General features: G+C 32.6%; 23 protein-coding genes. All 23 read right to left on the reverse strand.

Features of this window, described 5'->3' with window-relative positions; all coding sequences use genetic code 11:
* Positions 1-12 precede the first annotated feature (12 nt).
* The 23 genes from tssD to CELAL_RS16595 all read right to left on the reverse strand — a co-directional run bounded on the left by tssD (position 13) and on the right by CELAL_RS16595 (position 24,300).
* Positions 13-225, reverse strand: a complete 213-nt coding sequence (gene tssD / locus CELAL_RS16485; protein WP_013552024.1) for a type VI secretion system tube protein TssD — start codon at positions 223-225, stop codon at positions 13-15.
* 243 nt (positions 226-468) lie between these two features.
* Positions 469-1,128, reverse strand: coding sequence for a hypothetical protein (locus CELAL_RS16490; RefSeq protein ID WP_013552025.1), 660 nt, complete (start codon positions 1,126-1,128; stop codon positions 469-471).
* A 231-nt stretch (positions 1,129-1,359) separates the two neighbouring features.
* Complete coding sequence (locus tag CELAL_RS16495) at positions 1,360-1,650, reverse strand: helix-turn-helix domain-containing protein (RefSeq protein WP_041558267.1); 291 nt, start codon at positions 1,648-1,650, stop codon at positions 1,360-1,362.
* 1 nt (position 1,651) lies between these two features.
* The gene (locus tag CELAL_RS16500; RefSeq protein WP_013552027.1) at positions 1,652-1,996 is read right to left on the reverse strand and encodes a type II toxin-antitoxin system RelE/ParE family toxin; all 345 of its coding nucleotides are present in this window, start codon (positions 1,994-1,996) and stop codon (positions 1,652-1,654) included.
* A gap of 384 nt (positions 1,997-2,380) precedes the next feature.
* A complete protein-coding gene (locus tag CELAL_RS16505) occupies positions 2,381-3,094 on the reverse strand; it encodes a M48 family metallopeptidase (protein WP_013552028.1) in 714 nt (237 codons plus the stop codon).
* Complete coding sequence (locus CELAL_RS16510; RefSeq protein WP_013552029.1) at positions 3,094-6,198, reverse strand: type I restriction endonuclease subunit R; 3,105 nt, start codon at positions 6,196-6,198, stop codon at positions 3,094-3,096. The genes CELAL_RS16505 and CELAL_RS16510 overlap by 1 nt, the downstream gene beginning before the upstream one ends.
* Complete coding sequence (locus CELAL_RS16515) at positions 6,195-7,370, reverse strand: restriction endonuclease subunit S (RefSeq protein ID WP_013552030.1); 1,176 nt, start codon at positions 7,368-7,370, stop codon at positions 6,195-6,197. The genes CELAL_RS16510 and CELAL_RS16515 overlap by 4 nt, the downstream gene beginning before the upstream one ends.
* On the reverse strand, positions 7,361-10,078 hold the full coding sequence (locus CELAL_RS16520; RefSeq protein WP_013552031.1) for a type I restriction-modification system subunit M: 2,718 nt from the start codon (positions 10,076-10,078) through the stop codon (positions 7,361-7,363). Before CELAL_RS16520 ends, CELAL_RS16515 begins: the two co-directional genes overlap by 10 nt.
* Positions 10,079-10,081: 3 nt before the next feature.
* Positions 10,082-10,282 carry a helix-turn-helix domain-containing protein gene (locus CELAL_RS16525; protein ID WP_013552032.1) on the reverse strand — a complete coding sequence of 67 codons (201 nt, stop codon included), beginning with the start codon at positions 10,280-10,282 and terminating at the stop codon, positions 10,082-10,084.
* A gap of 1,148 nt (positions 10,283-11,430) precedes the next feature.
* Complete coding sequence (locus CELAL_RS16530) at positions 11,431-11,919, reverse strand: hypothetical protein (RefSeq protein ID WP_013552033.1); 489 nt, start codon at positions 11,917-11,919, stop codon at positions 11,431-11,433.
* A gap of 267 nt (positions 11,920-12,186) precedes the next feature.
* Positions 12,187-12,777 (reverse strand): TPM domain-containing protein, encoded by a 591-nt coding sequence (locus CELAL_RS16535; protein ID WP_013552034.1) that lies wholly within the window; start codon positions 12,775-12,777, stop codon positions 12,187-12,189.
* Positions 12,778-12,942: 165 nt separating this feature from the next.
* On the reverse strand, positions 12,943-13,464 hold the full coding sequence (locus CELAL_RS16540; RefSeq protein ID WP_148229700.1) for a hypothetical protein: 522 nt from the start codon (positions 13,462-13,464) through the stop codon (positions 12,943-12,945).
* Between the two features lie 265 nt (positions 13,465-13,729).
* The gene (locus CELAL_RS16545) at positions 13,730-14,548 is read right to left on the reverse strand and encodes a peptidase associated/transthyretin-like domain-containing protein (protein WP_013552036.1); all 819 of its coding nucleotides are present in this window, start codon (positions 14,546-14,548) and stop codon (positions 13,730-13,732) included.
* Entirely contained in the window at positions 14,549-15,613 is a 1,065-nt protein-coding gene (locus tag CELAL_RS16550; RefSeq protein ID WP_169311409.1) for a serine hydrolase domain-containing protein, read from the reverse strand.
* Between the two features lie 141 nt (positions 15,614-15,754).
* Positions 15,755-16,891: a helix-turn-helix domain-containing protein gene (locus CELAL_RS16555; RefSeq protein ID WP_013552038.1), complete on the reverse strand. Its 1,137-nt coding sequence runs from the start codon at positions 16,889-16,891 to the stop codon at positions 15,755-15,757.
* A 262-nt stretch (positions 16,892-17,153) separates the two neighbouring features.
* Positions 17,154-17,453, reverse strand: a complete 300-nt coding sequence (locus tag CELAL_RS16560) for a hypothetical protein (RefSeq protein WP_013552039.1) — start codon at positions 17,451-17,453, stop codon at positions 17,154-17,156.
* Positions 17,454-17,457: 4 nt separating this feature from the next.
* A complete protein-coding gene (locus CELAL_RS16565) occupies positions 17,458-17,808 on the reverse strand; it encodes a hypothetical protein (RefSeq protein ID WP_013552040.1) in 351 nt (116 codons plus the stop codon).
* A 1,378-nt stretch (positions 17,809-19,186) separates the two neighbouring features.
* Positions 19,187-19,807, reverse strand: coding sequence for a hypothetical protein (locus CELAL_RS16570; protein WP_148229701.1), 621 nt, complete (start codon positions 19,805-19,807; stop codon positions 19,187-19,189).
* A 233-nt stretch (positions 19,808-20,040) separates the two neighbouring features.
* Positions 20,041-20,448: a hypothetical protein gene (locus CELAL_RS16575; protein WP_013552042.1), complete on the reverse strand. Its 408-nt coding sequence runs from the start codon at positions 20,446-20,448 to the stop codon at positions 20,041-20,043.
* A 1,056-nt stretch (positions 20,449-21,504) separates the two neighbouring features.
* Entirely contained in the window at positions 21,505-21,975 is a 471-nt protein-coding gene (locus CELAL_RS16580) for a hypothetical protein (protein WP_013552007.1), read from the reverse strand.
* A gap of 233 nt (positions 21,976-22,208) precedes the next feature.
* On the reverse strand, positions 22,209-22,742 hold the full coding sequence (locus CELAL_RS16585; RefSeq protein ID WP_013552043.1) for a hypothetical protein: 534 nt from the start codon (positions 22,740-22,742) through the stop codon (positions 22,209-22,211).
* 370 nt (positions 22,743-23,112) lie between these two features.
* Positions 23,113-23,379: a hypothetical protein gene (locus tag CELAL_RS16590; RefSeq protein ID WP_013549058.1), complete on the reverse strand. Its 267-nt coding sequence runs from the start codon at positions 23,377-23,379 to the stop codon at positions 23,113-23,115.
* 261 nt (positions 23,380-23,640) lie between these two features.
* Entirely contained in the window at positions 23,641-24,300 is a 660-nt protein-coding gene (locus CELAL_RS16595; protein WP_013552025.1) for a hypothetical protein, read from the reverse strand.
* Between the last annotated feature and the right edge of the window lie 14 nt (positions 24,301-24,314).

The raw sequence follows: 24,314 nt of genomic DNA on the forward strand, positions 1-24,314 counted from the left end.
GTACCAAATTTACTAGGTAGTCCATTCTATTTGTTTTTTTTGATTTGAAGCAAAAGACCAATCGGCAAGATTTAAGTCTTTTCGAGTTTCTACAATTAATTTTAGTCCAACAAAAACAGGTCTTTGTGAAGGTCGTCCGCTTCGATCTGCACCTTGATTAAACCCGAAAGTAAACCACAAAACGTTTATTTCTTTTCCGTCTATTATTAATTTTGCTTTTACCATAATATATTCATTTTCGGTTTTTTCCGTTCGAGTGAGTAATGTTGCCTAACGTTTTGGCTATGAACAGTACGGGAGCAAATTAGCGTTTACTTTCCGTCATGCACGTAGCGAAATCTTTTGGTTTTGTTTTTTCTTTTTTTGTGTCAAAGCGAAATCCCAAAGATTTCGCGACCTTATAAAAATACGCAAACCCTAGCGTTTATAACCTAAGCCCGTATTGTTTATAGGTTTTGTTATCTGCAGTTATTTTTTCAGATAGAACGGGTCCGTAACATTTCCACCATCATGAACGTCAAACATAAAAAGACCGCCAGGTCTCAGTTTTAACCAATCAAAAAGTCCCTGATTATCAAATTCAGCGAAAACATCATTTAAAATTAGTTTAGATATTCTCCTAGCCATTTCATTAATAATCTGAATGTCGTTTTGGGTGGCTGCGTCGTCATAAATTATGTCCCACTCATCAGAACCTATTTCTGAAATATGATAAGGTTTGCAAATTTCAAATGGATTTAAATTAATTCCTACTCCTGCATCCCAGTAGCCTAGCTCATAGGTTTGAAAATAATAAGGTTCAATAGATATTTTAAAATCTTGCAATTCAGAAAGTGCATGGGAGTAAGCCTCGAAAGGAGGAGTTTCTTGGTCACTATATTCAAATAAAATACAATCAAACAACTCTCTTTCATCATTAGATTGATGGTCTTTCCAATGAGTCAAAGAATTCTCTTTTATCGATTGAGTTATTGACGCTTTGTATTTATTCATATCATATTCTGAATAAATATTTAGAGCTTTTTGAATATAAACTTTATCGCTGCTTATGTTTTCGATTTTAGCCTTGGTCTTCTCATATTCGTTTTTAATTCGTGATGATAATTCTGAATTGAGTTTGTCGACCATATTTCGATAGGTTTTTTATAATTGCAGATAACGCCTAAGCTATGAGTAGTGCGGGAGCAGAGAAGCAATCCCATTCCGCCCTAACCCGAAGCAAAAGCTTTTTGTTTTAATTTATATTTTTTGTCTAAAGTAAAATCCTAAAGATTTTGCGACCTCATAAAAATACGCGAACCTTTCGATTAAGCCCGAAGCCCGCATTACTTATAGGTTCTGTTGTAAAACGTACTTTTTTCAGACCTCGATTGAGATAGTAACTTTTCCACCCAGTCCCTTTTCTACAATTTCATACAACGTTTTTAAGGTCAAATTACTTCCGTTGTTTTCAACTCTTGAAATGTAGGTGCGTTTTTTGTCCACCAGCTCGCCAAGTTGCTCTTGCGTCAAATTTTTCTCTTCCCGGGCGTTTCGTAAAAGCAGACCAATTTTAAAAGATTCGAAATCTCTTTCGAGTCCATCTCTGCGTTCCGTTCCTTTTTTTCCGTAAACGTTGTCCTTTATATCTTTCCAGCTTTTCGTGTCCATCTTATCTTTTTTTGTCTTCATAGTACAAATTCATTAGTCCGACTGCTTTGTCGATTTCTTTTTTCGGAGTCTTTTGCGTTTTCTTGCCAAATCCATTCAACAGGATTACGAGTTTACCCTTGTCGAAAAAGCAGAATACTCTCCAAATGTTTGAGCCCAATTTTATACGAGCTTCATAAAGTCCTTTTGTTCCAACAATTGCTTTAAGATAAGTCGAGGGAACTCTTTCATACGTTTCGATTATTTCGATGACCTTGAATATCTTGTCCTGAACCTTTTTCGGCTGTTTGAGTAAGAATTCTTCGAAATAGTTTTTGTACTGGATTACCTCCCTAACTTTCTCCATTACTCAAAGGTAACTTAAAAGTTACTATTTTCAAAGCTATAACGTTGAATGTAGATGAAATGTTGTAATTGAGCAGTATGTTTTACAACGTCTAGTATAAGAAACGTAGGGCAGTAAATAAGCACTATCGTTTCAGTTTATTACTTAGCTAAATATAAATATTTTGCTTTTATTTTTTCTTCTATAAACGCCAAATTTTATATTTAGCGGACTTCATTAATATTCACAGAACTTTCGGGCTTACCACAAACGCCCTATGTTTTTTATACATTGTTAGGTGTCTGGCTTTTCTTTCCGCAAACTTGCTAGCGTTGGCGTGAAAGCTCTTTTAAATTTGTGAGGCACGAGCAAACTTTAAATGTGCTTGAACTTGCGTTGGCTTATTCAGTACTTCCAGTCTGTATGTCTAAACGGTAATTTATTCAATTCGTCTCTATGAAATCTCCATTTCGGCATAAATTCATTCATATACTTTACAAAGACTGCATTATGGCTTCTTTCTAATAAATGTATCAATTCGTGAACAACTATATATTCTAAACAGTCAAGAGGTTTTTTTGCTAATTCAAGATTTAACCAAATTCGTTTTGCTTCTATATTACAAGTTCCCCATTTGGTACGCATTATTTTAACTCCAAAGTCATTCGTTTTCACGCCAATTTTCTTTTCCCATTTTTCTAACATAGTTGGGATTACCTTTTTCATTTCTTCACGATACCATTCGTCTATTATTTCTTTTCTTTTTTTGGTAGAAGTATTAGGTCTAATGTATAATTCAATTTCGCTATGCTTTACGACTACTTTGGGCTTTGCGTCTTGTTCTATTACTGTAAGCAAGTATCTTTTTCCTTGAAAATAATGACTTTCTCTATCAACAAACTCTCTTCTTGTTTCTCTTTCTTGATTTTTAAATACTTCTTGCTGTTTTTTAATCCATTTTAATTTATTGATAGCAAACACACGAATAGTATCCATTTCCATACGTTCAGGTGCTGCAATTTTCACCTTACCGTGTGGAGGATATACGCTTAAATGAATATTTTTAATATCCTTTTTTTCTACGTCAATTCTAATATTTCCTAATTCAATTTTTGGCATTAGTATTCTTGTTGTTCTTTAATTATATCAAAAAGACGTTCCACTTTATTCTCCATACCATATGGTGCTGGATCTTCATTTGCAATGTCAATACCTGTATCTACTACATAAGAAGAAAGTTGCTTATAAATTTCCGCTTTCACCTCTCTTTCTTTAGCCAAGTTTCCTCTCCAACTATCTCTTTTTGTATTTTTTACAGCAGTATCAATTCTTAACGCCAAAGTTTCATCTTTTCCTAAGTTATTGTATAAAGCTCTTTGTGCAACCGTTACTAAGACATCAGGTGTTTCTTCATTTTTCCCATCACTAACTTGTTTTGCTAATTCAGCAATTTTTTGAAGGTATTCTTCATAGCTAATGGCTTTCTCTTTTCGCTCTTTTATTAGTGCTGCCAATAATTTAGACATCTGCTCAAAAAATGCAGGGTCAATCAAATGTTCTTTAATTATCTTTTTTCTAACATTGTTTTCAATAGTTTCGGCAACTGCTTCATTGCTACTTCTTAAATCTTTTGGCAAGTTTTCAATGGCTTCTGTAATTCCTTCACTATTAATAATATCTAATAAAGACATATCTGTAAAAGGCGATATCTTTTCAGGGTCTTCTGATTGGATATACGTATCTATCAAGTGTCGCATATCTGCTTCATAGGTTTTTAAATCCAAGACTTCACCACTTGCAATTCTTATATCTTCACGTAATTTAAGATAGTGGTCTAATTCTTTTTTGATTTTAACGGTTTCAGAAACGGTATAACCTGCTTCTTCCATTTCGTCAGCTATATTAGCATAAGCACGAATTAAGGCAACTGCTTTTTTGTATAAAGCCGTTCGTTGGGTTTCTCTTGCTTTTAGCTCTTCTTTTATCTCTGTATTTCCACAGAAATAGCGAATGTATGCCATTCTATCTTTTGGAGCTTCTACGGGTTCGCAAAGCAAAGATATTTCCTCTAAGGCATTATCTAAGCGTTCTTTTCCTTTCTCTAATCTATCTTGAAGCATTATATCAATATCGGTTGCTTCAAAATTGTCATAATCCAATTCGTTGGTATATACCTGTAATGCTCCTGAACCTTCTTCATTGACCAGTTTCTTAAATAAATCTTTATAATCGACTATATACCCAAATTCTTTATCTGGACTGTCTAAACGATTTACACGTGTTATGGCTTGAAATAAACCGTGGTCTTGCATTGACTTATCAATATATAAATAGGTGCAACTTGGTGCATCAAAACCTGTTAATAGTTTTGAAACTACCACCAATATTTTCATATTGGCAGGTTCTTTTTTAAACTTGTTTTTTGCCCAATCTTCATATTGTTCAGTAGATTTTGTACCTAACAAATCTTTGTACAGATTGTACATAAATTCTTTTTCGGTTTCGGTACTTGCTCCTGTATCTTCTGTTGTTATATCACTTGTATGTGGGCTGTATGAAGTTACTATGGCACACTTGTTTTTTAAAAGTGTTTTTAAGAATAACTCATAATACCTACACGCTTCATAAATAGAACTTGCCACCAAAATAGCGTTTCCTGTCTCTGTATTTAATCTTGCTTTTGTGCTAAAGTCAAATATAATATCGGTTACAACTTTGCTCATTCGAGAACTACTGCTCAAGACTTTTTGCATTGTTCCCCATTTCTTTTTGATTTCCATTTTCTGAAAATCATTCAAGCCTTTAGTTTTGGCTGCAAACCATTCATCTATTCGTTTTGGAGAACTTAGTTTTTGGTCTATATCTCTTGCTTCATAAATCAAATCTAAAATCACTTTATCTTCTACACCTTCATTAAATTTGTAGGTATGAATATATTTCCCGAAAATTTCTAAACTTGTTTGTTTGTCTTTTTTAAGTAATGGAGTACCTGTAAAACCTATAAATACCGCAGTTGGCATCATTGCTTTCATTGTTCTGTGCAATTTCCCGCTTTGCGTACGGTGACATTCATCTACAAATACAAATATTTCGCCTACGGTATGTGGTGGCTCGCTTTCTAATTCTTTTATAAATTTATTGAAGTTACCAACATCTTTTTTGCCGAATTTATGAACCAAAGAACAGAGTAACCTTGGGTTTGCTTGTCCCAATTGGCTCATTAAATCTTTACCACTACTGGTACGGTATATGGTTTCGTCTGCATCTGTAAAAACAGCTTCTATTTGCTTATCCAGTTCATCTCTATCGGTTAATATTACTACTCTTGCCTTTGGTTTGTTTTCTAATATCCATTTGGCAAGCCACACCATTACAATACTTTTACCGCTACCTTGTGTATGCCAAATGATACCACCTTCATAATTATTTACATATTTTTGAGCTTCTTTTATTCCAAAATATTGGTGTACTCTTGGTAGTTTTTTTACACCACCATCAAACAATACAAAATCGTATAATAATTCTATAAAACGTTTTTTATCACACATTTTTAGAATGTACTTATCTAATAGATTTCTACTATTATCTGCTACATCTTCTTTCCACTTTAGATAATACTTTTCTGCTGTATTAATTGTTCCATAACGTAAACCTTCTGTGTCGTTTCCTGCAAAAAGGTATTGTGTGGTGGCAAAAAATGATTGTATAAATTGGTCTTGTTGGTTGGTAATGTTTTGGCGAATACCATCATTGATAGTTACACTACTTCTTTTAAGTTCTATAATACCCAAAGCAATACCATTTATGTAAATTACAATATCTGGTCGTTTGGTTTTATTGCCTTTTATGGTTACTTCTTCTGCAATAGCAAAATCATTGTCAGCAAATTTATCCCAATCTATTAATTGTACGGTTTCAAAATGGCTACTTGCATCTGCCTTTACTTTAATACCATAACGCAATTGTTTATATACATTTTTGTTAGTAGTGTATAGGCTATCATTAAAATTATTGGCAGTATCTTTTAATTCAAAAATGGCTCTGCTTATCTGAACCGTAGAATACTCTTTACGAGTAAGATAATTGGTTAAGAGTTCTTCTTCAATATTGCTATTGTTCTCTCTGTCTTGCCAATCACCTAAATAGGTATAGCCTAATTCTTCTTGAAATAGTTTTACTACACGGTTTTGTGTGACTCTTTCTATACTGCCTACTTTTGTCATACCAATCTTATTTTACCAGTTAACAAGTTTTGCATAAGCCCCTGTTTTACTTGTTTGTATTTTGATAATTGCTTTTCTAAACTTTCTATTTCGGTATCCATATCGGATAGGATAGTAGCAATTTTTGTTTGTTCTGATTTTAACAGTGGAATGTTAATTTTAACTTCACTAAATTCAGATTTATTTATCATAGGAACAGCTTGTTCACTTGCCATCAATCTTATTTTTTTTGCATTCAAACTTAAATGATAATATACAAACTCGGAATCAAAATTTTCATTTGGAAAGATTGCATTTATTTGTTGATTTGAAGTTAGTACTTTTGAGGCTATTCCAATTTTTCCAATTGTTGACCCAATACAGGTAACCATAATACTATTCTTTGGGAAAATTCTTGAGACTGAAAAACCTTTTTTTGATAAGTTCTTAACTGTTTTTGTTATATATTTTTCTTTTCCTAAGTCTGCTGGACTTACAAAACAAAATTGGTTGCCATAATTCTCTAAATCTCTTGTTGGAGGAGTAGTGCCAGTAGCAATATCAGCAACCTTCCCCAAACTCTTCACCACCCAACCCTCTTTAGGCTTTAGCAACTCTTGCATAGCCCCTTGTTTAATAAGACGTTTTTTTGCTATCTTTTTTTCAAGGGTTTGTAGTAGGTTGTCTGTGTCGGATAGTACGTTGGCTATTGCGGTTTGTTCTGGTAGTGGTGGAACAGAAATTAAATAATTCTCCATAAAACCTTTAGTTAAATGAAGCATAGTTGAACCACTTGTTCCTTTTTTTAATTCTTCAGTTATTTCAAGTAATTTAAAATAATAGAAGTCCTTAACTGCTTTTCCTTTTTTACATTCCAATTTCCAAATATGGTAATGAAAGATTGCTTTGTTTCCCCACCAAATATAAGGACCAAAGGAAGCAGACCACATAAATATTAAATCACCCTTATTCATATATTGATAATCGGGAAGATTTAAATTGGAATAATAAAAGTTTCCACCTTTCTTAGTTAGGTTTTGAAGTCTAACAACAGGAATACCTTTCTTTTCCCATTCGTGTAATGAATATGCACGTCCATTTATATATCGCACAATTTCTTTTTGCTTTTTCACTTCCCATTCATCAGGAATAATGCCAATTTCAGTATTTTTATAACCTGCTATTAATTCCATACAAATCCCATTTTAGTAAGGTGAGCATTTACTTTAGTCTCCAAGTCTGTTAGGTCTTGGTCTATTTGTGGTAAAGGCGTAGCATAGCGTTCTTCCAGTTCTTTTATGCGGTTGGTAAGGCGTTGGCTAATGTGGTCTATTTCTCCTTTTATACTTGATTCTATGGTCTGCGTCCATTTATCATCTACTACCAATTGTTTTACTTCTGTTTCGGTAAGTGTTGGGTATTTGGCGTAGAGTTTTTCGTCCAGTTCTTTTTCAGCAATTTTTATTTTTGCTTTTAAGGCTGTTTCATCTTCTAACAGTTGTAAATATTGGTTTATTATGCCAATCTCTGCAATATATTCTTGTTTTGGATCTTCTTTTGTTTTGGTAGCAATATTCTTGTCAAGAGTGTCTACAATAGTTTTAAGTTCCTTTTTCTTACTTGCTATTTTCTTAGTAAGATTTAACCATTTGTTCAGTATTTTCTCTTCTTCAGAATTTGGGTCTGCTAAGGCAAGTTGGTTAGTAATTGCTTTCTTGGTAATAGCACCTTTACTGTTTTTTAAGTGATCTATGACATCATTGGCATTTAGTTCTGAAAGCTGGTTGCTTATTTGCTCTAACTCTTCTTTGAAACCTTCATTTTTAGTATAAATGGAAGGGAAATATTTTTCTAAAGCAAGCTCCATAAATTCAGATAGATTTTCTAATGCTTCTGCTTTTTTACTTACTTCAAATAAGGCATTGCCTTCTGCATTGTATTCTTCTTCTAATGCAGTTCTTGTACTTATGGCATTTTCTTTTTCAGTTTCTAAGATTTCTAGCCCTTTTTTCTCTGTTTCAAAATACTTGTTTATGACTAATTCTTTTGGTACCAAGTCGCAAGTCCAACCTTTGTCTACCATTTTTTTCTTGGCGTTTTCTTTATAAATACGATAGGTTTCTGCTACCCAGCCATCTGCCGAAACAATATAGCAATCGTCTTGCATAGTTTCGTTCCAGTAAGACAGTAGTAGTTGATACACATTGTATTTGTCTATTAATGCTTTTTTGTGATAAGTTTGTAAAAGGTCTTCTGCTAGATTAGCAATTACTTGTTTGGGTTTATTGCCTTTGTCAAGTGCTTTTAATACGGTAGTGTTTTTCTGTTTCCAACCATTAAAAAGACTATCCATTTGGGTTATAAACCTTTCAAACTCTGGGTGCGAATATATTTCGTCTTTTATCTGTTCGTTTTCAATAGTAAGATTTGAGTATTTATCGTTTATTTTTTCAAACAATGATTTTCTAAGTGTTGGGTACACTTCCCAAAAGTTAGATAAGTCGTCAATGTCCGCTATTGGAATTCCGCCTTTTAAATGGGCTTCAATATCTTGTATATCTTCTTTTTCTTGGTTGTCTATATATCTTGGAATATTAAGATTGTATTCGTTTTTGGAAATGTCTTCAATAGAAACCATACGGCTAAACCCTTTTACCTCTTTTTGTGCAGCAAACACATCTGTAATTCTACGAATGTCTTGTTCACGTAATCGATTTTTATTTCCGTCTTTTATAAAACCTTTACCTGCATCAATCATAAAAATTCCTTTACGATTGGCAGCATTTTCTTTGTCTATAAAAATAATAGCAGCAGGTATTCCAGTACCATAAAACAAATTGGCAGGCAAGCCAATAATACCTTTTATAAAACCTTTTTTAATTAAATTGGTTCTTATTTCGGATTCTGCATTCCCTCTAAACAAAACTCCGTGTGGTAGTATAATTGCTCCTTTTCCGTTCCGTTTTAAAGAACGAACAATGTGCAGTAAAAAAGCATAATCTCCATTTTTTGAAGGAGGAATACCATAATCTGCAAAACGATTGTACTTATCGTCTGGCAAGGTTAATCCGTTACTCCATCTTTTATCACTAAAAGGAGGATTGGCAACTACAAAATCGAATGTTTTTAAGTTTGCTTCCAATTTTGGGTCTTCAAAAAGTGGTTTAGATAGCGTGTTTCCTTGTTTTATTTCAGCAGTGGGATTGTCGTGTAAAATCATATTCATACGAGCCAAACCTGCCGTAGTAGCATCTTTTTCTTGTCCGTAAAGTGTTACCTTAGATTTTGCTTCTGTTCCCACTTTTAGCAATAAAGAACCTGAACCACAAGTAGGGTCATAAACGGTAATATCTGAATTGGTATCTACATTATTTATTCCAATGATACTTGCCATTGTTCTACTTACTTCAGAAGGTGTATAAAATTGACCTTTACTTTTTCCACTTTGCGTAGCAAAATGACGCATTAAAAATTCGTAGGCATCTCCTAAAATATCATCACCATCTGCTTTGTTTTTACTAAAGTCCAAAGCAGGATTTTCAAAAATGCCTATCAATGCATCTAAGGTGTCAATCATTTCCTTATCACTCCCTAATTTTGTAGGGTCATTGAAATCAGGGAATTTCGCCAAATTATTGGCTGCTGCAATTGGTGCTAATATTTTTTTATTGATTTGGTCGCCAATATCAGTTGATCCTTTTAAAGCCGTCATATCGGCAAAACTTGAACCTTTAGGAATTGTAATTGGTGCGTAGGGTTGTCCTGCCCATTTATCGCTAATGTATTTTATAAATAGCATTACCAATACGTAATCTTTGTATTGACTTGCGTCCATACTTCCTCTTAGTGCATCACAACTTTCCCAAAGGCTGCTGTATAATTCCGATTTTTTTATTGCCATTTATTATTTTTTTATATCTCGTTTTTCAATTAATTCTTTTGCTTCCATATTTAATATTTCAGCTATCTTAAAAAGTACTTCAATACTCGGTTGTCTTTTGTTACGAGCATATTCATTAATCGTATTATAGCTTTTGCCCATTTTGTCGGCAAGCCAAGTTTGACTAATTCCTTTGTCTTTAAGAACTTCCTTTATTCGGTTCATTTAAACCATTTTTTAATTAAGCCACTAATCTAATAAAATCCATTGAAATATAGTGAGTTTTATCCCTGTATATTATTGGGTGGCGGTGGGGAAGGGCAAGCTCTTTTTATTTTGTGAGGCACGAGCAAAATGAAATGTGCTTGACCGTGCGGTGGGTTTTTCTTTTTTTTCAGCTTGCACCTAACGATATAGCTATGAGCAGTGCGGAAGCAAACTTGCGCTTAACTTCCCTTTAATCACTTAGCCAAAGCATTTTATTTGCGTTTAATTTTATTTCGTTCTAAATGTCGAATCAAACTGATTTGGCGACATAGTAAATATACACAAACGATTTAATTAAACACCATACCTCCGCATTGCTTATAGGTTTTGTTACCACACGTTTTTATGCTAACGTACGACTACATAACGCTTTTCCGCTTTTATTTAGGGTAAAGATTGGCGATTGCTATTTAGTTTTGAGTGTAAAATCTTTTGCGCATAAACAAGCTAAAATCCGCCCGTAAGAGTTGCGTTTGAGTAAGAGTTTCGGATTCGTTAAACTAGCTAAATTCCTTTTGAAGTATAGGCTTAAATTCCGTAGAAATCTGCTAAAAATAGATGTTCAAATTAAGGGGTAGGGAGTAACTTGTTCATTCTGTGCTTAAACGCTTCTCGCTTGCACGACTTTCTCAAGTTACTCCTTTCCAAGGTAATATGAAAATAAATTTGTTGTAGTGTATTGATTATTAGTTTATTGCAATTTTTGGTAAGATTTGAATACTTGTTTATTCATTTTTTTCTTGATAAAAAAACGAACCAAAAAAATCAAGGCTTGACCCTTCGGATATATTTCACATCCTTATTCGCTAAATCAAATGAACTCGCTATCGCTCAAACAGCATTTGATTCTTAACGCTCTTTTCGGTGGAAATATGAATCCTGCCAGGGATCTAGGCCACAAAACGTCAACAGTATAATTTTTATACAGCTCACTTAGCATAAGCACTGTAAAACAATTATAGGTAATGTGTGGTAACGTTTATGTATAAGAATAGTTGCGGGTTTGTATGCGAGGATTTTCCGCAGGAAAATCAGACGTTACAAACACGCAACGACCTTTGGTTAAGCACTAAACCGCAATTATTTTTATACGGTGTTAGCATTAGTTACTTCGGTATGTTTTTCAGTTTATACAATCTTCTAACATTCTTAAATGTTCTTATTGGTAACATAAAAACTCCTATCATACTTGAAAGCCATAACTTTATACCAAAGTAAATTAACCAACCAATAATTGGTAAAAATAAAAAGACACTTGGTGTAATTCCGGTCAATGTTTTCCAACCTGCAATTAAACTCGAAAAACCATATATTAACATTATTGCCATAAGTATTTGTTCTAAAGTTCCCATTTGCATTTCGGGACTTGTCGAATTAACAAAGTTTTTCATAATGAAAAATGTCGCAATTATGCTGAAACCAAATGTCATAAATAGTTCCTTATAAATTTTACTTTTCTCACTTCCTTTTCTACCTGTATTGCATTGGCTACAAATCGGAATACTATATTTCGAAGCGCATACAGAGCACAATCCCTTTTGACAGTCTTGACAAACTCCAACTGCAATTAATTCGTGATGATTAAAACAATTCATTCTTTTCCTAAATTCTTTTTTTATTCAATATCAACTTCCGCAATATTGGTTTTTAATTAATGCTAACGTCTCAGTATATGAAAAGTAGTGCTGAAAATAAGCTGTTACTTTTCGGAATATACACAAGCCGAATTTTTAAATTTTACTAATTATTTTATTTTTGGGGATTTGTCAAATTTAAAAATTTGGCGACTTTCCAAAAATGCATAAACCATTGTTTTAGCAACCACTTGCGCTATTTTTTATATACATTGTTGTACACAGTACTTATTCCCAGAGTTCAATCAATTCTGATAATCCTATTTTTATTCCGTCAAAATATTCTCCATTTTTGAATTCAGGAATTATAGTTTCATCAATCACTTTTTTACATTTTTCATCAGTCAATATTTTTTCCGTACCAAATCCAGTCGTAATGCGTAATTCTCTTAGGTTTTTACTGAACAATATCAAAAGTCCATTATCCGACTCTGGATTTCCGATTCCCCATTCGTTTGCTAAATCTGTTGAGTAATCTTTAATATTATCATACGGTTCAATAGAATGCACAGAAACAATTGCAATTTCGCGTGTTGTTTTCTCTTCGTATTGTGCAATTATTTTAGTCAGTTTTGAAATTTGGTTATCATTAAAAACATTTTCATAATCTGAAACAGAACCTATCGGAAATGGGAAGTTACCGATACTGTCTAAAACTAATTCAGAGGATTTTGTTTCAGAGTATTCTTTTTCGTGTTCAGTCCAAACCTTTTTAGCTTGATAAGCAGCTAATGGAACAGCAATAAAATTTGGCAAAATAAAAGCTAGGAAAACGTATAAAATTCCGATTGAACCAACGATTATTAATGCTTTTTTCATTTTTTCGGGTATTGTGTACAACGTTTCGTGTATGAGCAGTGGCGTGGTTCGTCACGGACAGTTGCAAACAGGTACTTGCCATTGGAAATTCCGCAGGAATTTCCAAGTAGGCGAGGACAAGCCATTGCTTATACACATTGTTGTGGTGCGTATTTTTTTACGTTTTTAGTCAGATATATTTTCGTAAATCAATATGTTTTCTGCTTTTAAAATTGATATTCGATGATATGTTGGTGTGTATCCTCTTTCATTTGGTTTATAATATTCATAGATATATTCTCTTTCAGTTTGGTAATTAGCTGTAAATTCTTCGTCATTGTTACTGTCGGAATACCTTGGTTTATCAACTCTAATGTCAATTGGTTTATCTACGAGATGTTGATAGTTTTCAGCGTTTATAATTTTATTCGTGATTCTTAAGTTGTCGGATTCAGATATTGTTAACTCAAACCGGTGATAAAAGTCTTTAATTCCAGTAAACTCATTAGAGTTCAATTCAAAGTTGTCTTTAAGTTCAATATTATGTTCAGCTATTAATTCTTTTGCGTCTGACTTGAAAAAGAGTTCATCTTCAAAAACAACCGAAAGTATAAAAGTCAGAACCGCAATTGACAAAATTCCCACAATCCATTTTCCTAATTTTCTTTTCCCAAAACGTTTAGGAATCCAATATCCGAGGTAAATCAATCCGATTGTGAGTCCGATAATCAGAAGTATGATTAAAATCCAAAATATCAAAAAAGAATCCATTTTAATTTAATCGTTTCGTTTTTTTTATATGCACCACAACGTTTGGTGTATGATTAGTTGCGTTGGCTAGTAACTAAATTAGTAAAAGAAAACGAACCAGAGGGAATTCCGAAGGAATTTCCAAGTAGGCAAGAACCAAGCAATTAATTATACACGGTGTTATCTCTTGTTTTTTCCGCTCGATTTCCCATTATTAGACAATTCAGAGCTTTCTAAATTCAATACTTTTTGTTTTAAAATACTCCCAAATTTCGAATGGGTTTCTATTCTCGGATAGTTTAGAGAAATCGGATTGTCCCTCGCAATACTCAAAAAATAGTTTTATATTTTCTTTAGGTATATTAAATTCATCGGATAATGTTTGTTCCGAGTAAATATTCCTAATTTCATTCGTGATTTTCAATTCTTTGTCATCCGCAACTCTTTCTCGCATATTTCTAGTTCGACCAGATACTCTGTTGATTATTTTATGTAGGTTAATTATTAAGGTCGGACGATAAATATAGATACTGTCTTTTTGATAAAAGTATACCCATTTTCCATAATCAGTATGTGCTAATCGACGTTCATTTTGGGTTAAAGTTTTAACATCTGCGTTAGGTAAACCTAAAGATGATGCGGTAACAACTGGTTTTAATTCAATGCTCTTAACATCGGAAGCCAAATTTCCAGACAATTTATACGGTGAAATTGTTACTTCGTCTAATTCTATAACATTTTCTTTAAGTTCAATTGTTATTTTCTTTTGATTAAATACTGAATCATTAACTATTACTTTTTTAGAAATAAATTGAAATGCTCTTAATTGTAAGGTGTCATTTAGCTTGACTTCAATAACGAAACCTCCTTTGTAATCAGTAATGGTCGTTTTACTTGAATTTAAATTGATAACCAAAATGTCAGAGATTTCATTTTCTGAGTTTAATACTTGACCTTTTAAAGAAATTTCTTTTTGGCTATAAGTATTAACTGAAATTAAAAACAGAACGGTTACCGATATAAATTTTAAAAGTGAATTCATTTACGGTAAGGTGTATTCTAATCCTGAATAAATACTTAAGATTCCAATTGCAACATCATTAGCAGGCATTGAAACACCGTTAAGAATAAAAGATACTGTTACATTATCATCTGGGAAGTGTTCCGCATAAGATTGAAAACCGTCTATTAGACCAGTATGACCTAATGCTGTTTTCTGATAAAATGGAATTGGAATCAAACCAATACCAAAACCATCAACTACAACTTGCATTGTTTGTAATGAATTTTGAGATACTACATTACCATCAAAAAGTTCTTGATAAAATGTATTTAAATCTTCTGGGTTAGAAACTATTGAGCCTGTAGCGTGTACAAGCGTAATATTTGTTTCAATTGCTAAAACCCAATCATTAGATTCGGGATTATAGGATAGAGCCTCGTTATTTGTTGTTTCTATAATTCCTCCATTATATGTATTTGTTAAACCTAAAGGAATGGTTATTCTATCTCTCAAAGCATCTGAAAATGATTTTTGGTCAATATTTTCAATAATAAAGCCCAAAAGGGCATAATTCGTATTTGAATAAAGTGCTTGTTCATTAGGTTCAAAAACTGTCCCATTTTCGATAAATAAGTCAATAAGTTGCTGTTGTGTAGCTGGTTGTGTCAACACATCGACTCCATATTCTTCAAGTGTATAATTATAAAGTCCACTTCGATGTCTCAACAAATTTTCTATTGTTATTATATCTGAATTTGGTAATTCTGGAAAGAAATTATCCAGCGTTGTAGATAAAGTCAAACTATTTTCATCAATCATTTGCATAATCATTGATGCAGTAAAAGTTTTAGTTATTGAAGCAATTCGATATTTAGTTTGTGCTGTTGAAGAAACACTATTTGCAATATCAGCTTGACCAAATGAATTTTGATAATCTAATTGTCCATCTTTGAAAATAGCCACACTACCCATTCCAAGATTTTCTTGTTCAAGTATTGAAAAAAAAGTATCCATTTTATTGCGGTCAAAATTTTTGCCTAATTCAAAACTTTCGTTCGTGTCGTTCGAACAACTTACCAGAGAACAAATGATGAATAAGTTCAAAATGCATAATTTAATTGTTTTCATAGTATTTTTTAAAATTAAGAGATAGATTGTTTTTGTGTTTGGTCTAATTAACAATCAAAAGTAAATAAAATCGAACTTTGTAAGGTTTCAATATCTTAAAATTGAATAAATCGGCACTTACTTTTGACTTTTACGATACTCTTTTGGGGTCATTCCTGTAATTTTCTTAAACGCTTTATAAAAGGTAGTTTTTGAAGTGAAACCTGATTCTAATCCTATCGCTAAAAGGCTGTAGTTTTCAAATTTTGAATCTGAAATCATTTTCTTAACAGCTTCTACACGATATCGATTTATGTAATTTGTAAAATTTCCTTCTGTTATTGAATTCACAAGTTGAGAAACATAGCCTGCACTTATTCCTAATTTTATAGCAATTTTCTCTCTGCTTAATGTATTATCTCTATAAATTTGATGGCTTTTACAAAGAACTTCGAGTTTTTTATAATAGGGATTATCTATTGTAAAGGCTTCCTTCTTATCGTTTTTTTTATTAGGAATGTCAGTAGGAACATTGTTGTAAGGAACTAAAAAATCATTATTTAGTAATGTATTTATTCCTGCTTTGTCTTTGGCAAGTTTATATTTATAGATTCCAATGTAAGCTGTCCAATGAATTAGAAATGTTGCAAATAATGCAATGATTTTCATAAAAAAGGAAATGTCGTATTGTAAAAATAAAAAGACGATTATGGCGATTACCCAAGAGAATAAGAGTGTAAAAACAATTGACCATAAGAAAGTTAGCAATTGTTTTTCCTGTTTTTCTTTTGAGAATTTTATGAAGCTATAGGTATAAATTAAAATTGCAGGTATGAATATTACTGCTAAAAAAAGTTCTATTTGGTATAGAACCTCAAATAATCTTATACCTGAATTTGGAATGTCATAAATACCTGCAACAACATCAAGGTCATTAATAATACCGATAATGGCTGAATACCCAATTGGAAGAAACATCCACCACAATTTTTTAGAATTTTTTATGGGATGATTTACTTTATTTACAACAAACAAGAAAATAAAAACTGGAAAAATAAATGCCCATTCTATATCATCAAAAAATCGTAGAAGTGGAATAGTATTATAAGCTTCAGTAATTTCGAAAACAAGATTTAATAATAGTAATGATAGTGTGAAAATTGCATAAGCTAAATATTTATTTGCTACTCCTTTAAATAAAGGTGATTTCAAAATAATTATGCTTAAAATTATTCCTTGAAAAATAGCAATATTTAAAAGTGTTATATAAATCAAAAGTAAATACGCTTTAATAAAATGTTTTTCATTCCTTGAGTGTTTTTCCGTTCAATTTTCAATTCCGTCCGAGCTGTGATTCTGTCAATAATTATTTCTTTTTTCGGAATCTTAAACTCTACCAAAAAGTTTCTGTAAAATAAGAGATAACGTGATTGTATAAGGTTAGTTGCGTTGGTAAGCCACTAAATTAATAAAAACGGAACGAACCAGAGGAAATTCCGAAGGAATTTCCAAGTACACTAGAACCAAGCAATTAATTTTATACGGTGTTGGCAATAGTATTTTTTATTTGTCTTCTTTTAAATAACGCAAATATGAAAACAATTAAAACGTGGGATATTAAGCAAAATGCTAATCTAAATAACATTCCTAATCCATATTCATCGTGTTCCCAAATAGCAGTTTTTCCATAAATTATAATTCCTACATATGTAATTACTAAAAGTGCGTTTGCTATAAAAAAAAGTTTAAACTTAATCCAGTTAGAAAGCATATAAGCACTTAAAACCCAAAGAATAATTGGAATCAAAATGATTAGTAGTATTAGCAAGTCTTCCATTATTTTAGTTTGTTAATGTCTCAATTTTTGGTAATTCAATAATATCGGATTCTCCATCTATTGAGTAAAATTCTAATTCAGTCGGCATTTGGTCAGTTCCGAATACAGATATTCCAATCAATTCTCCATTTTTACCTTTTCCTGCGTAATCTATCATTAAATCTCCTTTTTGAATTTCCGAGTCAAATGATTTTCCAAAAACTATAGTCGGACATTTTCCACATCCACATCTTGCAATTACTTTCAGGTTTTTAATTAAGTTACTCCATTCCGATTTTTCATTCCGAAACAAATAAGTCAGAAATTCAATCTCTGATTTGGTCAATTCTCTTTTATCTGGAATGCTATATTTCATTAAGCAATTTGTTCGTTTTTTGCGTTCTGCTATATTATTGCCAACACAGTACCTATGAGCAGTGCGGAAGCAAACTTGCGCTTAACTTCCCTTTAATCACTTAGCCAAAGCATTTTATTTGCGTTTAATTTTATTTCGTTCTAAATGTCGAATCAAACTGATTTGGCGACATAGTAAATATACACAAACGATTTAATTAAACACCATACCTCCGCATTGCTTATAGGTTTTGTTACCACACGTTTTTATGCTAACGTACGACTACATAACGCTTTTCCGCTTTTATTTAGGGTAAAGATTGGCGATTGCTATTTAGTTTTGAGTGTAAAATCTTTTGCGCATAAACAAGCTAAAATCCGCCCGTAAGAGTTGCGTTTGAGTAAGAGTTTCGGATTCGTTAAACTAGCTAAATTCCTTTTGAAGTATAGGCTTAAATTCCGTAGAAATCTGCTAAAAATAGATGTTCAAATTAAGGGGTAGGGAGTAACTTGTTCATTCTGTGCTTAAACGCTTCTCGCTTGCACGACTTTCTCAAGTTACTCCTTTCCAAGGTAATATGAAAATAAATTTGTTGTAGTGTATTGATTATTAGTTTATTGCAATTTTTGGTAAGATTTGAATACTTGTTTATTCATTTTTTTCTTGATAAAAAAACGAACCAAAAAAATCAAGGCTTGACCCTTCGGATATATTTCACATCCTTATTCGCTAAATCAAATGAACTCGCTATCGCTCAAACAGCATTTGATTCTTAACGCTCTTTTCGGTGGAAATATGAATCCTGCCAGGGATCTAGGCCACAAAACGTCAACAGTATAATTTTTATACAGCTCACTTAGCATAAGCACTGTAAAACAATTATAGGTAATGTGTGGTAACGGTTCGGCTATGATTAGTGCGGGGCGGAAATCCAGCGGATTTCCAGTTAAGCGCTAAGCTAAAACTTTGGGTTTTGCTTTTTCTTTTTTTTGTCTAAAGCTAAATTCCAAAGATTTAGCGACATTCTAAATATACACAGAACTTGGCGTTTAAACCTAAGCCCGCATTGATTATAGGCATTGTTACAACAAGTTGCGAAACACAAGAGTAAGCACGATCCTTCGCGTTTCCCTATTTATTACGCTCGAGTTGGAAGTCCATCTGCACAGCAGTTGCGTTTGAGTAATTTGTCCTGCACAAACTAGCTAAAAAGTCCATATGCATAAACTTGCTCAGAAGTCCATTAGGATTTCATTTGCTCGAAAGAAAATTCCATTCCGAATTTTAGCGTTTTTTATTTGAACTTTTCCGATAAGGCTATGCTCTTTAGGGGAGGTGCAAAGCTATCTTCTCGCATCCACCAACAATGAGCTTAAAAAAAAACAAGATATGATAATGCTTATAAATATTTTCTACCAATTTGCAGACCGTAATAGAAGATGGTATCACCATTAGTATCTGATTGAACTCCACCCATCAGTCCCATCTGCCATTTTTCGTTTAGTTGATATTGGTATTTAAGCTTTAACGATGCGCCAACAGAATATGTTCGATAAGGAGTTTCTGACTCTATAACCCTTACCGGAACAGGAAGACCTGTTCCCGCAGGGTAAATTGTTCCTATTCGGTCGCTTATGGAGGTTGCTTGATATCGAAAAAGTGGATTCAAACTCACACCAAGTATATGTTTTTCAGAATTGATAAATTTGAATCCTACTCCACCAATCAATTGCAAGCCATTTGTTACAAAATGCAACGTACCATTTTGAATATTGCCATTTGGTTCTTCATAGAATAAAGGTAAATCAGGGGCATCATTCAAAGTTGCTTCAATTCCTAAAGACCAATATAATATTGAGGTTATTGGTGTGTCGAATTGAAAACCTAAATAATATCCCGCTAAATCTCCAGTACCATGGATACTTCTACCTAAGGCTATGTCGGTTGATGAACTTAATGGATTCTGAGCGCTTGTATAAAAAGACAGCATTAAGAAAAGGATTAAACTATTATACCTCATGTGATTTTAATTATAAGTAAAAGCAAGTTTATGAAAAAACTCGCCTTTAAAACTTGTAAGATGATTTTTTTTTGAGCTATTTGTTGTAACGTTTATGTATAAGAATAGTTGCGGGTTTGTATGCGAGGATTTTCCGAAGGAAAATCAGACGTTACAAACACGCAACGACCTTTGATTAAGCGCTAAACCGCAATTATTTTTATACGGTGTTGGCAAATCGTTTTTTATTTTATTCAACTTATTTGAATTCCGATATTTTTAAACAACTCTTTAGTTTCTATAATATCAGATTCATTTTTCATTTCCATTAAGTCTCTCAATTTTCCGTTTTTCAATTTCAGACTAAATCTTTTTCGACCAAAAACTTGTTTTTCGGTAAGCGAGCTGATTTCAGATAAATTCAATTTTTCCGATGTCGATTTTTTCATTATTTGATAAATCAACATTATCACAGATGCCAATCCAAGAATTATCCAAATAAATCCCATCCATTCTAATTGCTTTTTGTCTAAAACAAAAACAGGAAAAAGAATAGAATTAATAAGAGTAAAAATCAGCATTACTTTTATCATTAAATACTGCGTTTTTAATCCGTCTTTTATTTCAATCGACTTTTCTTTTTCGTTAAAATTTATTTTCATAGTTCTGATTTTTAAATGTTTGCCAACGATATAGCTATGAGCAGTGCGGAAGCAAACTTGCGCTTAACTTCCCTTTAATCACTTAGCCAAAGCATTTTATTTGCGTTTAATTTTATTTCGTTCTAAATGTCGAATCAAACTGATTTGGCGACATAGTAAATATACACAAACGATTTAATTAAACACCATACCTCCGCATTGCTTATAGGTTTTGTTACCACACGTTTTTATGCTAACGTACGACTACATAACGCTTTTCCGCTTTTATTTAGGGTAAAGATTGGCGATTGCTATTTAGTTTTGAGTGTAAAATCTTTTGCGCATAAACAAGCTAAAATCCGCCCGTAAGAGTTGCGTTTGAGTAAGAGTTTCGGATTCGTTAAACTAGCTAAATTCCTTTTGAAGTATAGGCTTAAATTCCGTAGAAATCTGCTAAAAATAGATGTTCAAATTAAGGGGTAGGGAGTAACTTGTTCATTCTGTGCTTAAACGCTTCTCGCTTGCACGACTTTCTCAAGTTACTCCTTTCCAAGGTAATATGAAAATAAATTTGTTGTAGTGTATTGATTATTAGTTTATTGCAATTTTTGGTAAGATTTGAATACTTGTTTATTCATTTTTTTCTTGATAAAAAAACGAACCAAAAAAATCAAGGCTTGACCCTTCGGATATATTTCACATCCTTATTCGCTAAATCAAATGAACTCGCTATCGCTCAAACAGCATTTGATTCTTAACGCTCTTTTCGGTGGAAATATGAATCCTGCCAGGGATCTAGGCCACAAAACGTCAACAGTATAATTTTTATACAGCTCACTTAGCATAAGCACTGTAAAACAATTATAGGTAATGTGTGGTAACGTTGCAGCTATGCGTAGTGCGGAGGCAAGGAAACTTTTACTTTCCGTCTATGCACGAAGCTAAAGCTTATTGTTTAGTTTTATTTTTTTGTTTCAAAGCTAAATCCATAAGATTTAGCGACCTTATAAATATACACAAACCTTGCCGTTTAAGCTTTAAAGCCCGCATTACGTATAGGTTGTGTTGTACCACGTTTTATTTTTTTTCAACGCCAATTATTTTACTCAGCTTATTTAGTCCATTTTCGGAAATAATCCGAAATCCAAATTCGATAAAAACAAAACGTAATGCGATTGGAAACATTATTGTCGGAAATATTAATTCTTTTGAGTTTCCAAATCCGTTTATTATTAACGAAATTATAAATCCAATAATTGGGAGTAGGAAGAGTCCAAATAAAACTGTTTTAAAGTTCTTGTTTATTCCAATTTTCAAAACCCCATTTTTATTTTCAAGTTTACCTTTTATCACACAGAAAGCTCCGTAAACTTTTTTGGATAACTTAACTTCAAATTCTGAATCATTTATTTTTCCGATAAAAACTTGCTTATCCCAGTCAGAAACGAATTGCTTTTCCGACAGCGTTTTCTTTTGTAATTCAGATATTGCTATCGAACTATCTTCTGTTAATGTAACCAAATGTATTTTAGTTGGAAAGATTTTCATTCAGGTTACAAGCTTTTCTTAAATGTGGTACAACGGTCTTGTATATGGCTCGTAGCGTGCAAAAAGGCTGTTTCCATTCGGTTGAGCACAAGCCAGATTTTTAAATTTTACTATTTATCTTTTTTATTGCAAATCGTCAAATTTGAAAATTTGGCGACTTCGCAAATATGCCTTAACTTCGTTTAAGCAACTAATTAGCTATGAGCTATATACGTTGTTGTGGCACGTTTTTCTTACCACTTGTCTTTTTCCTTAACTTTAAATTCAGTTATATTTTCGAATGTAAAGTTTATAATTTTAGATGGCTTTTTTAGAAAACTTGATTTAAATTCTGTGTTTCTTTTCTTGAGTGCGAAAACTTCTAAATCAGTCATTTCGCCTTGACTAGATAAAGCATCATCATAATTTTGTGTCAGTTTTATATGTTTTATAGACACACGATATTTACTCTCTTTAAACTCAATTTGAACAAAAGAATTTACGCTATTTCTTGCAATATACATTGGCGTTGACATTTCGGACGAACCATATCCTTTGAAGTCAAGTGTAAGATTGGTAATTTCCGCAATTATTCCGCTTTCGTTCAATTCCACATTTTTGAAATTACCTGAATTTTTAATTTTGTCAGTTAATTGCTCCTTTGTCAATTCAGTTTCGTAAACTTTTTGCCATATTAATTTGCCGTTTTCAATCTCGAAATTATCAGTTTCAGACGTACTAAATCCGATTAAAATTGGTAAATAAATGAGGAATATTAATGTTTTCATAGGTTTTTCTTAAATGTGCCACAACGGCTGAGCTATGCATAGTGCGGGGCTGAAATCCGACGGATTTCCCGCCACGCACTAAGCTAAACCTTTGGGTTTCGCTTTTTCTTTTTTTTGTCCAAAGCTAAATCCCAAAGATTTAGCGACATCACAAATATACCCAGACCATTCCGTTTCACCCAAAAGTTCGCATTATGTATAGGTTTTGTTAGCAAATGTGGCGATACACAAGAGTAAGCGCAGGCTCTTTATGTAGATTGGAGACCGATTAGAAAACGATTCCATTTTCATAAACTAGCTAAAAAGTCCATCTGCGCAACGGTTGCGTTTGATTATGTCCATTTACGAATAATTGTGTTTGTGTAGTAGTTCAATTCAGATTTCGTTTCTTCAAGAGTATCTCCAATTCATTATTTTTTTTTGAATTACTAACAATTTTATAAATAAAGTAGATAGGAAATAGTAACGGAATAAGTACTACATAATTTTTTCCAATAATCGACGAAACAATTCCAGCTATAACAATGCTCACAAGAAATCCAATAACAAAAGCATTTATTATTTTTGACTTCTTTAGTTTCTTTTTTTCGACCAATAGTTCTTCGTCTGTTAATCCCGTAAGGTTCGTTACTTTCATTATTAGTATTTTTTATTTCGCTTATGCGTTAAGCCAACTGTAAATTTTTTTGAGCCATTTTTGCTAACGTTTTGGCTATGAACAGTACGGGAGCAAATTAGCGTTTACTTTCCGTCATGCACGTAGCGAAATCTTTTGGTTTTGTTTTTTCTTTTTTTGTGTCAAAGCGAAATCCCAAAGATTTCGCGACCTTATAAAAATACGCAAACCCTAGCGTTTATAACCTAAGCCCGTATTGTTTATAGGTTTTGTTATCTGCAGTTATTTTTTCAGATAGAACGGGTCCGTAACATTTCCACCATCATGAACGTCAAACATAAAAAGACCGCCAGGTCTCAGTTTTAACCAATCAAAAAGTCCCTGATTATCAAATTCAGCGAAAACATCATTTAAAATTAGTTTAGATATTCTCCTAGCCATTTCATTAATAATCTGAATGTCGTTTTGGGTGGCTGCGTCGTCATAAATTATGTCCCACTCATCAGAACCTATTTCTGAAATATGATAAGGTTTGCAAATTTCAAATGGATTTAAATTAATTCCTACTCCTGCATCCCAGTAGCCTAGCTCATAGGTTTGAAAATAATAAGGTTCAATAGATATTTTAAAATCTTGCAATTCAGAAAGTGCATGGGAGTAAGCCTCGAAAGGAGGAGTTTCTTGGTCACTATATTCAAATAAAATACAATCAAACAACTCTCTTTCATCATTAGATTGATGGTCTTTCCAATGAGTCAAAGAATTCTCTTTTATCGATTGAGTTATTGACGCTTTGTATTTATTCATATCATATTCTGAATAAATATTTAGAGCTTTTTGAATATAAACTTTATCGCTGCTTATGTTTTCGATTTTAGCCTTGGTCTTCTCATATTCGTTTTTAATTCGTGATGATAATTCTGAATTGAGTTTGTCGACCATATTTCGATAGGTTT

Origin of the sequence: Cellulophaga algicola DSM 14237 (genome assembly GCF_000186265.1) — a bacterium.
Classification (GTDB): Bacteria; Bacteroidota; Bacteroidia; order Flavobacteriales; family Flavobacteriaceae; genus Cellulophaga; species Cellulophaga algicola.

What these genes read in the sequence shown, in the direction of transcription:
- tssD (WP_013552024.1), bottom strand. Translation starts at nt 225, where the DNA reads ATGGTAAAAGCAAAATTAATAATAGACGGAAAAGAAATAAACGTTTTG.
- CELAL_RS16490 (WP_013552025.1), bottom strand. Translation starts at nt 1,128, where the DNA reads ATGGTCGACAAACTCAATTCAGAATTATCATCACGAATTAAAAACGAA.
- CELAL_RS16495 (WP_041558267.1), bottom strand. Translation starts at nt 1,650, where the DNA reads ATGGACACGAAAAGCTGGAAAGATATAAAGGACAACGTTTACGGAAAA.
- CELAL_RS16500 (WP_013552027.1), bottom strand. Translation starts at nt 1,996, where the DNA reads ATGGAGAAAGTTAGGGAGGTAATCCAGTACAAAAACTATTTCGAAGAA.
- CELAL_RS16505 (WP_013552028.1), bottom strand. Translation starts at nt 3,094, where the DNA reads ATGCCAAAAATTGAATTAGGAAATATTAGAATTGACGTAGAAAAAAAG.
- CELAL_RS16510 (WP_013552029.1), bottom strand. Translation starts at nt 6,198, where the DNA reads ATGACAAAAGTAGGCAGTATAGAAAGAGTCACACAAAACCGTGTAGTA.
- CELAL_RS16515 (WP_013552030.1), bottom strand. Translation starts at nt 7,370, where the DNA reads ATGGAATTAATAGCAGGTTATAAAAATACTGAAATTGGCATTATTCCT.
- CELAL_RS16520 (WP_013552031.1), bottom strand. Translation starts at nt 10,078, where the DNA reads ATGGCAATAAAAAAATCGGAATTATACAGCAGCCTTTGGGAAAGTTGT.
- CELAL_RS16525 (WP_013552032.1), bottom strand. Translation starts at nt 10,282, where the DNA reads ATGAACCGAATAAAGGAAGTTCTTAAAGACAAAGGAATTAGTCAAACT.
- CELAL_RS16530 (WP_013552033.1), bottom strand. Translation starts at nt 11,919, where the DNA reads ATGAATTGTTTTAATCATCACGAATTAATTGCAGTTGGAGTTTGTCAA.
- CELAL_RS16535 (WP_013552034.1), bottom strand. Translation starts at nt 12,777, where the DNA reads ATGAAAAAAGCATTAATAATCGTTGGTTCAATCGGAATTTTATACGTT.
- CELAL_RS16545 (WP_013552036.1), bottom strand. Translation starts at nt 14,548, where the DNA reads ATGAATTCACTTTTAAAATTTATATCGGTAACCGTTCTGTTTTTAATT.
- CELAL_RS16560 (WP_013552039.1), bottom strand. Translation starts at nt 17,453, where the DNA reads ATGGAAGACTTGCTAATACTACTAATCATTTTGATTCCAATTATTCTT.
- CELAL_RS16565 (WP_013552040.1), bottom strand. Translation starts at nt 17,808, where the DNA reads ATGAAATATAGCATTCCAGATAAAAGAGAATTGACCAAATCAGAGATT.
- CELAL_RS16570 (WP_148229701.1), bottom strand. Translation starts at nt 19,807, where the DNA reads ATGAGGTATAATAGTTTAATCCTTTTCTTAATGCTGTCTTTTTATACA.
- CELAL_RS16575 (WP_013552042.1), bottom strand. Translation starts at nt 20,448, where the DNA reads ATGAAAATAAATTTTAACGAAAAAGAAAAGTCGATTGAAATAAAAGAC.
- CELAL_RS16580 (WP_013552007.1), bottom strand. Translation starts at nt 21,975, where the DNA reads ATGAAAATCTTTCCAACTAAAATACATTTGGTTACATTAACAGAAGAT.
- CELAL_RS16585 (WP_013552043.1), bottom strand. Translation starts at nt 22,742, where the DNA reads ATGAAAACATTAATATTCCTCATTTATTTACCAATTTTAATCGGATTT.
- CELAL_RS16590 (WP_013549058.1), bottom strand. Translation starts at nt 23,379, where the DNA reads ATGAAAGTAACGAACCTTACGGGATTAACAGACGAAGAACTATTGGTC.
- CELAL_RS16595 (WP_013552025.1), bottom strand. Translation starts at nt 24,300, where the DNA reads ATGGTCGACAAACTCAATTCAGAATTATCATCACGAATTAAAAACGAA.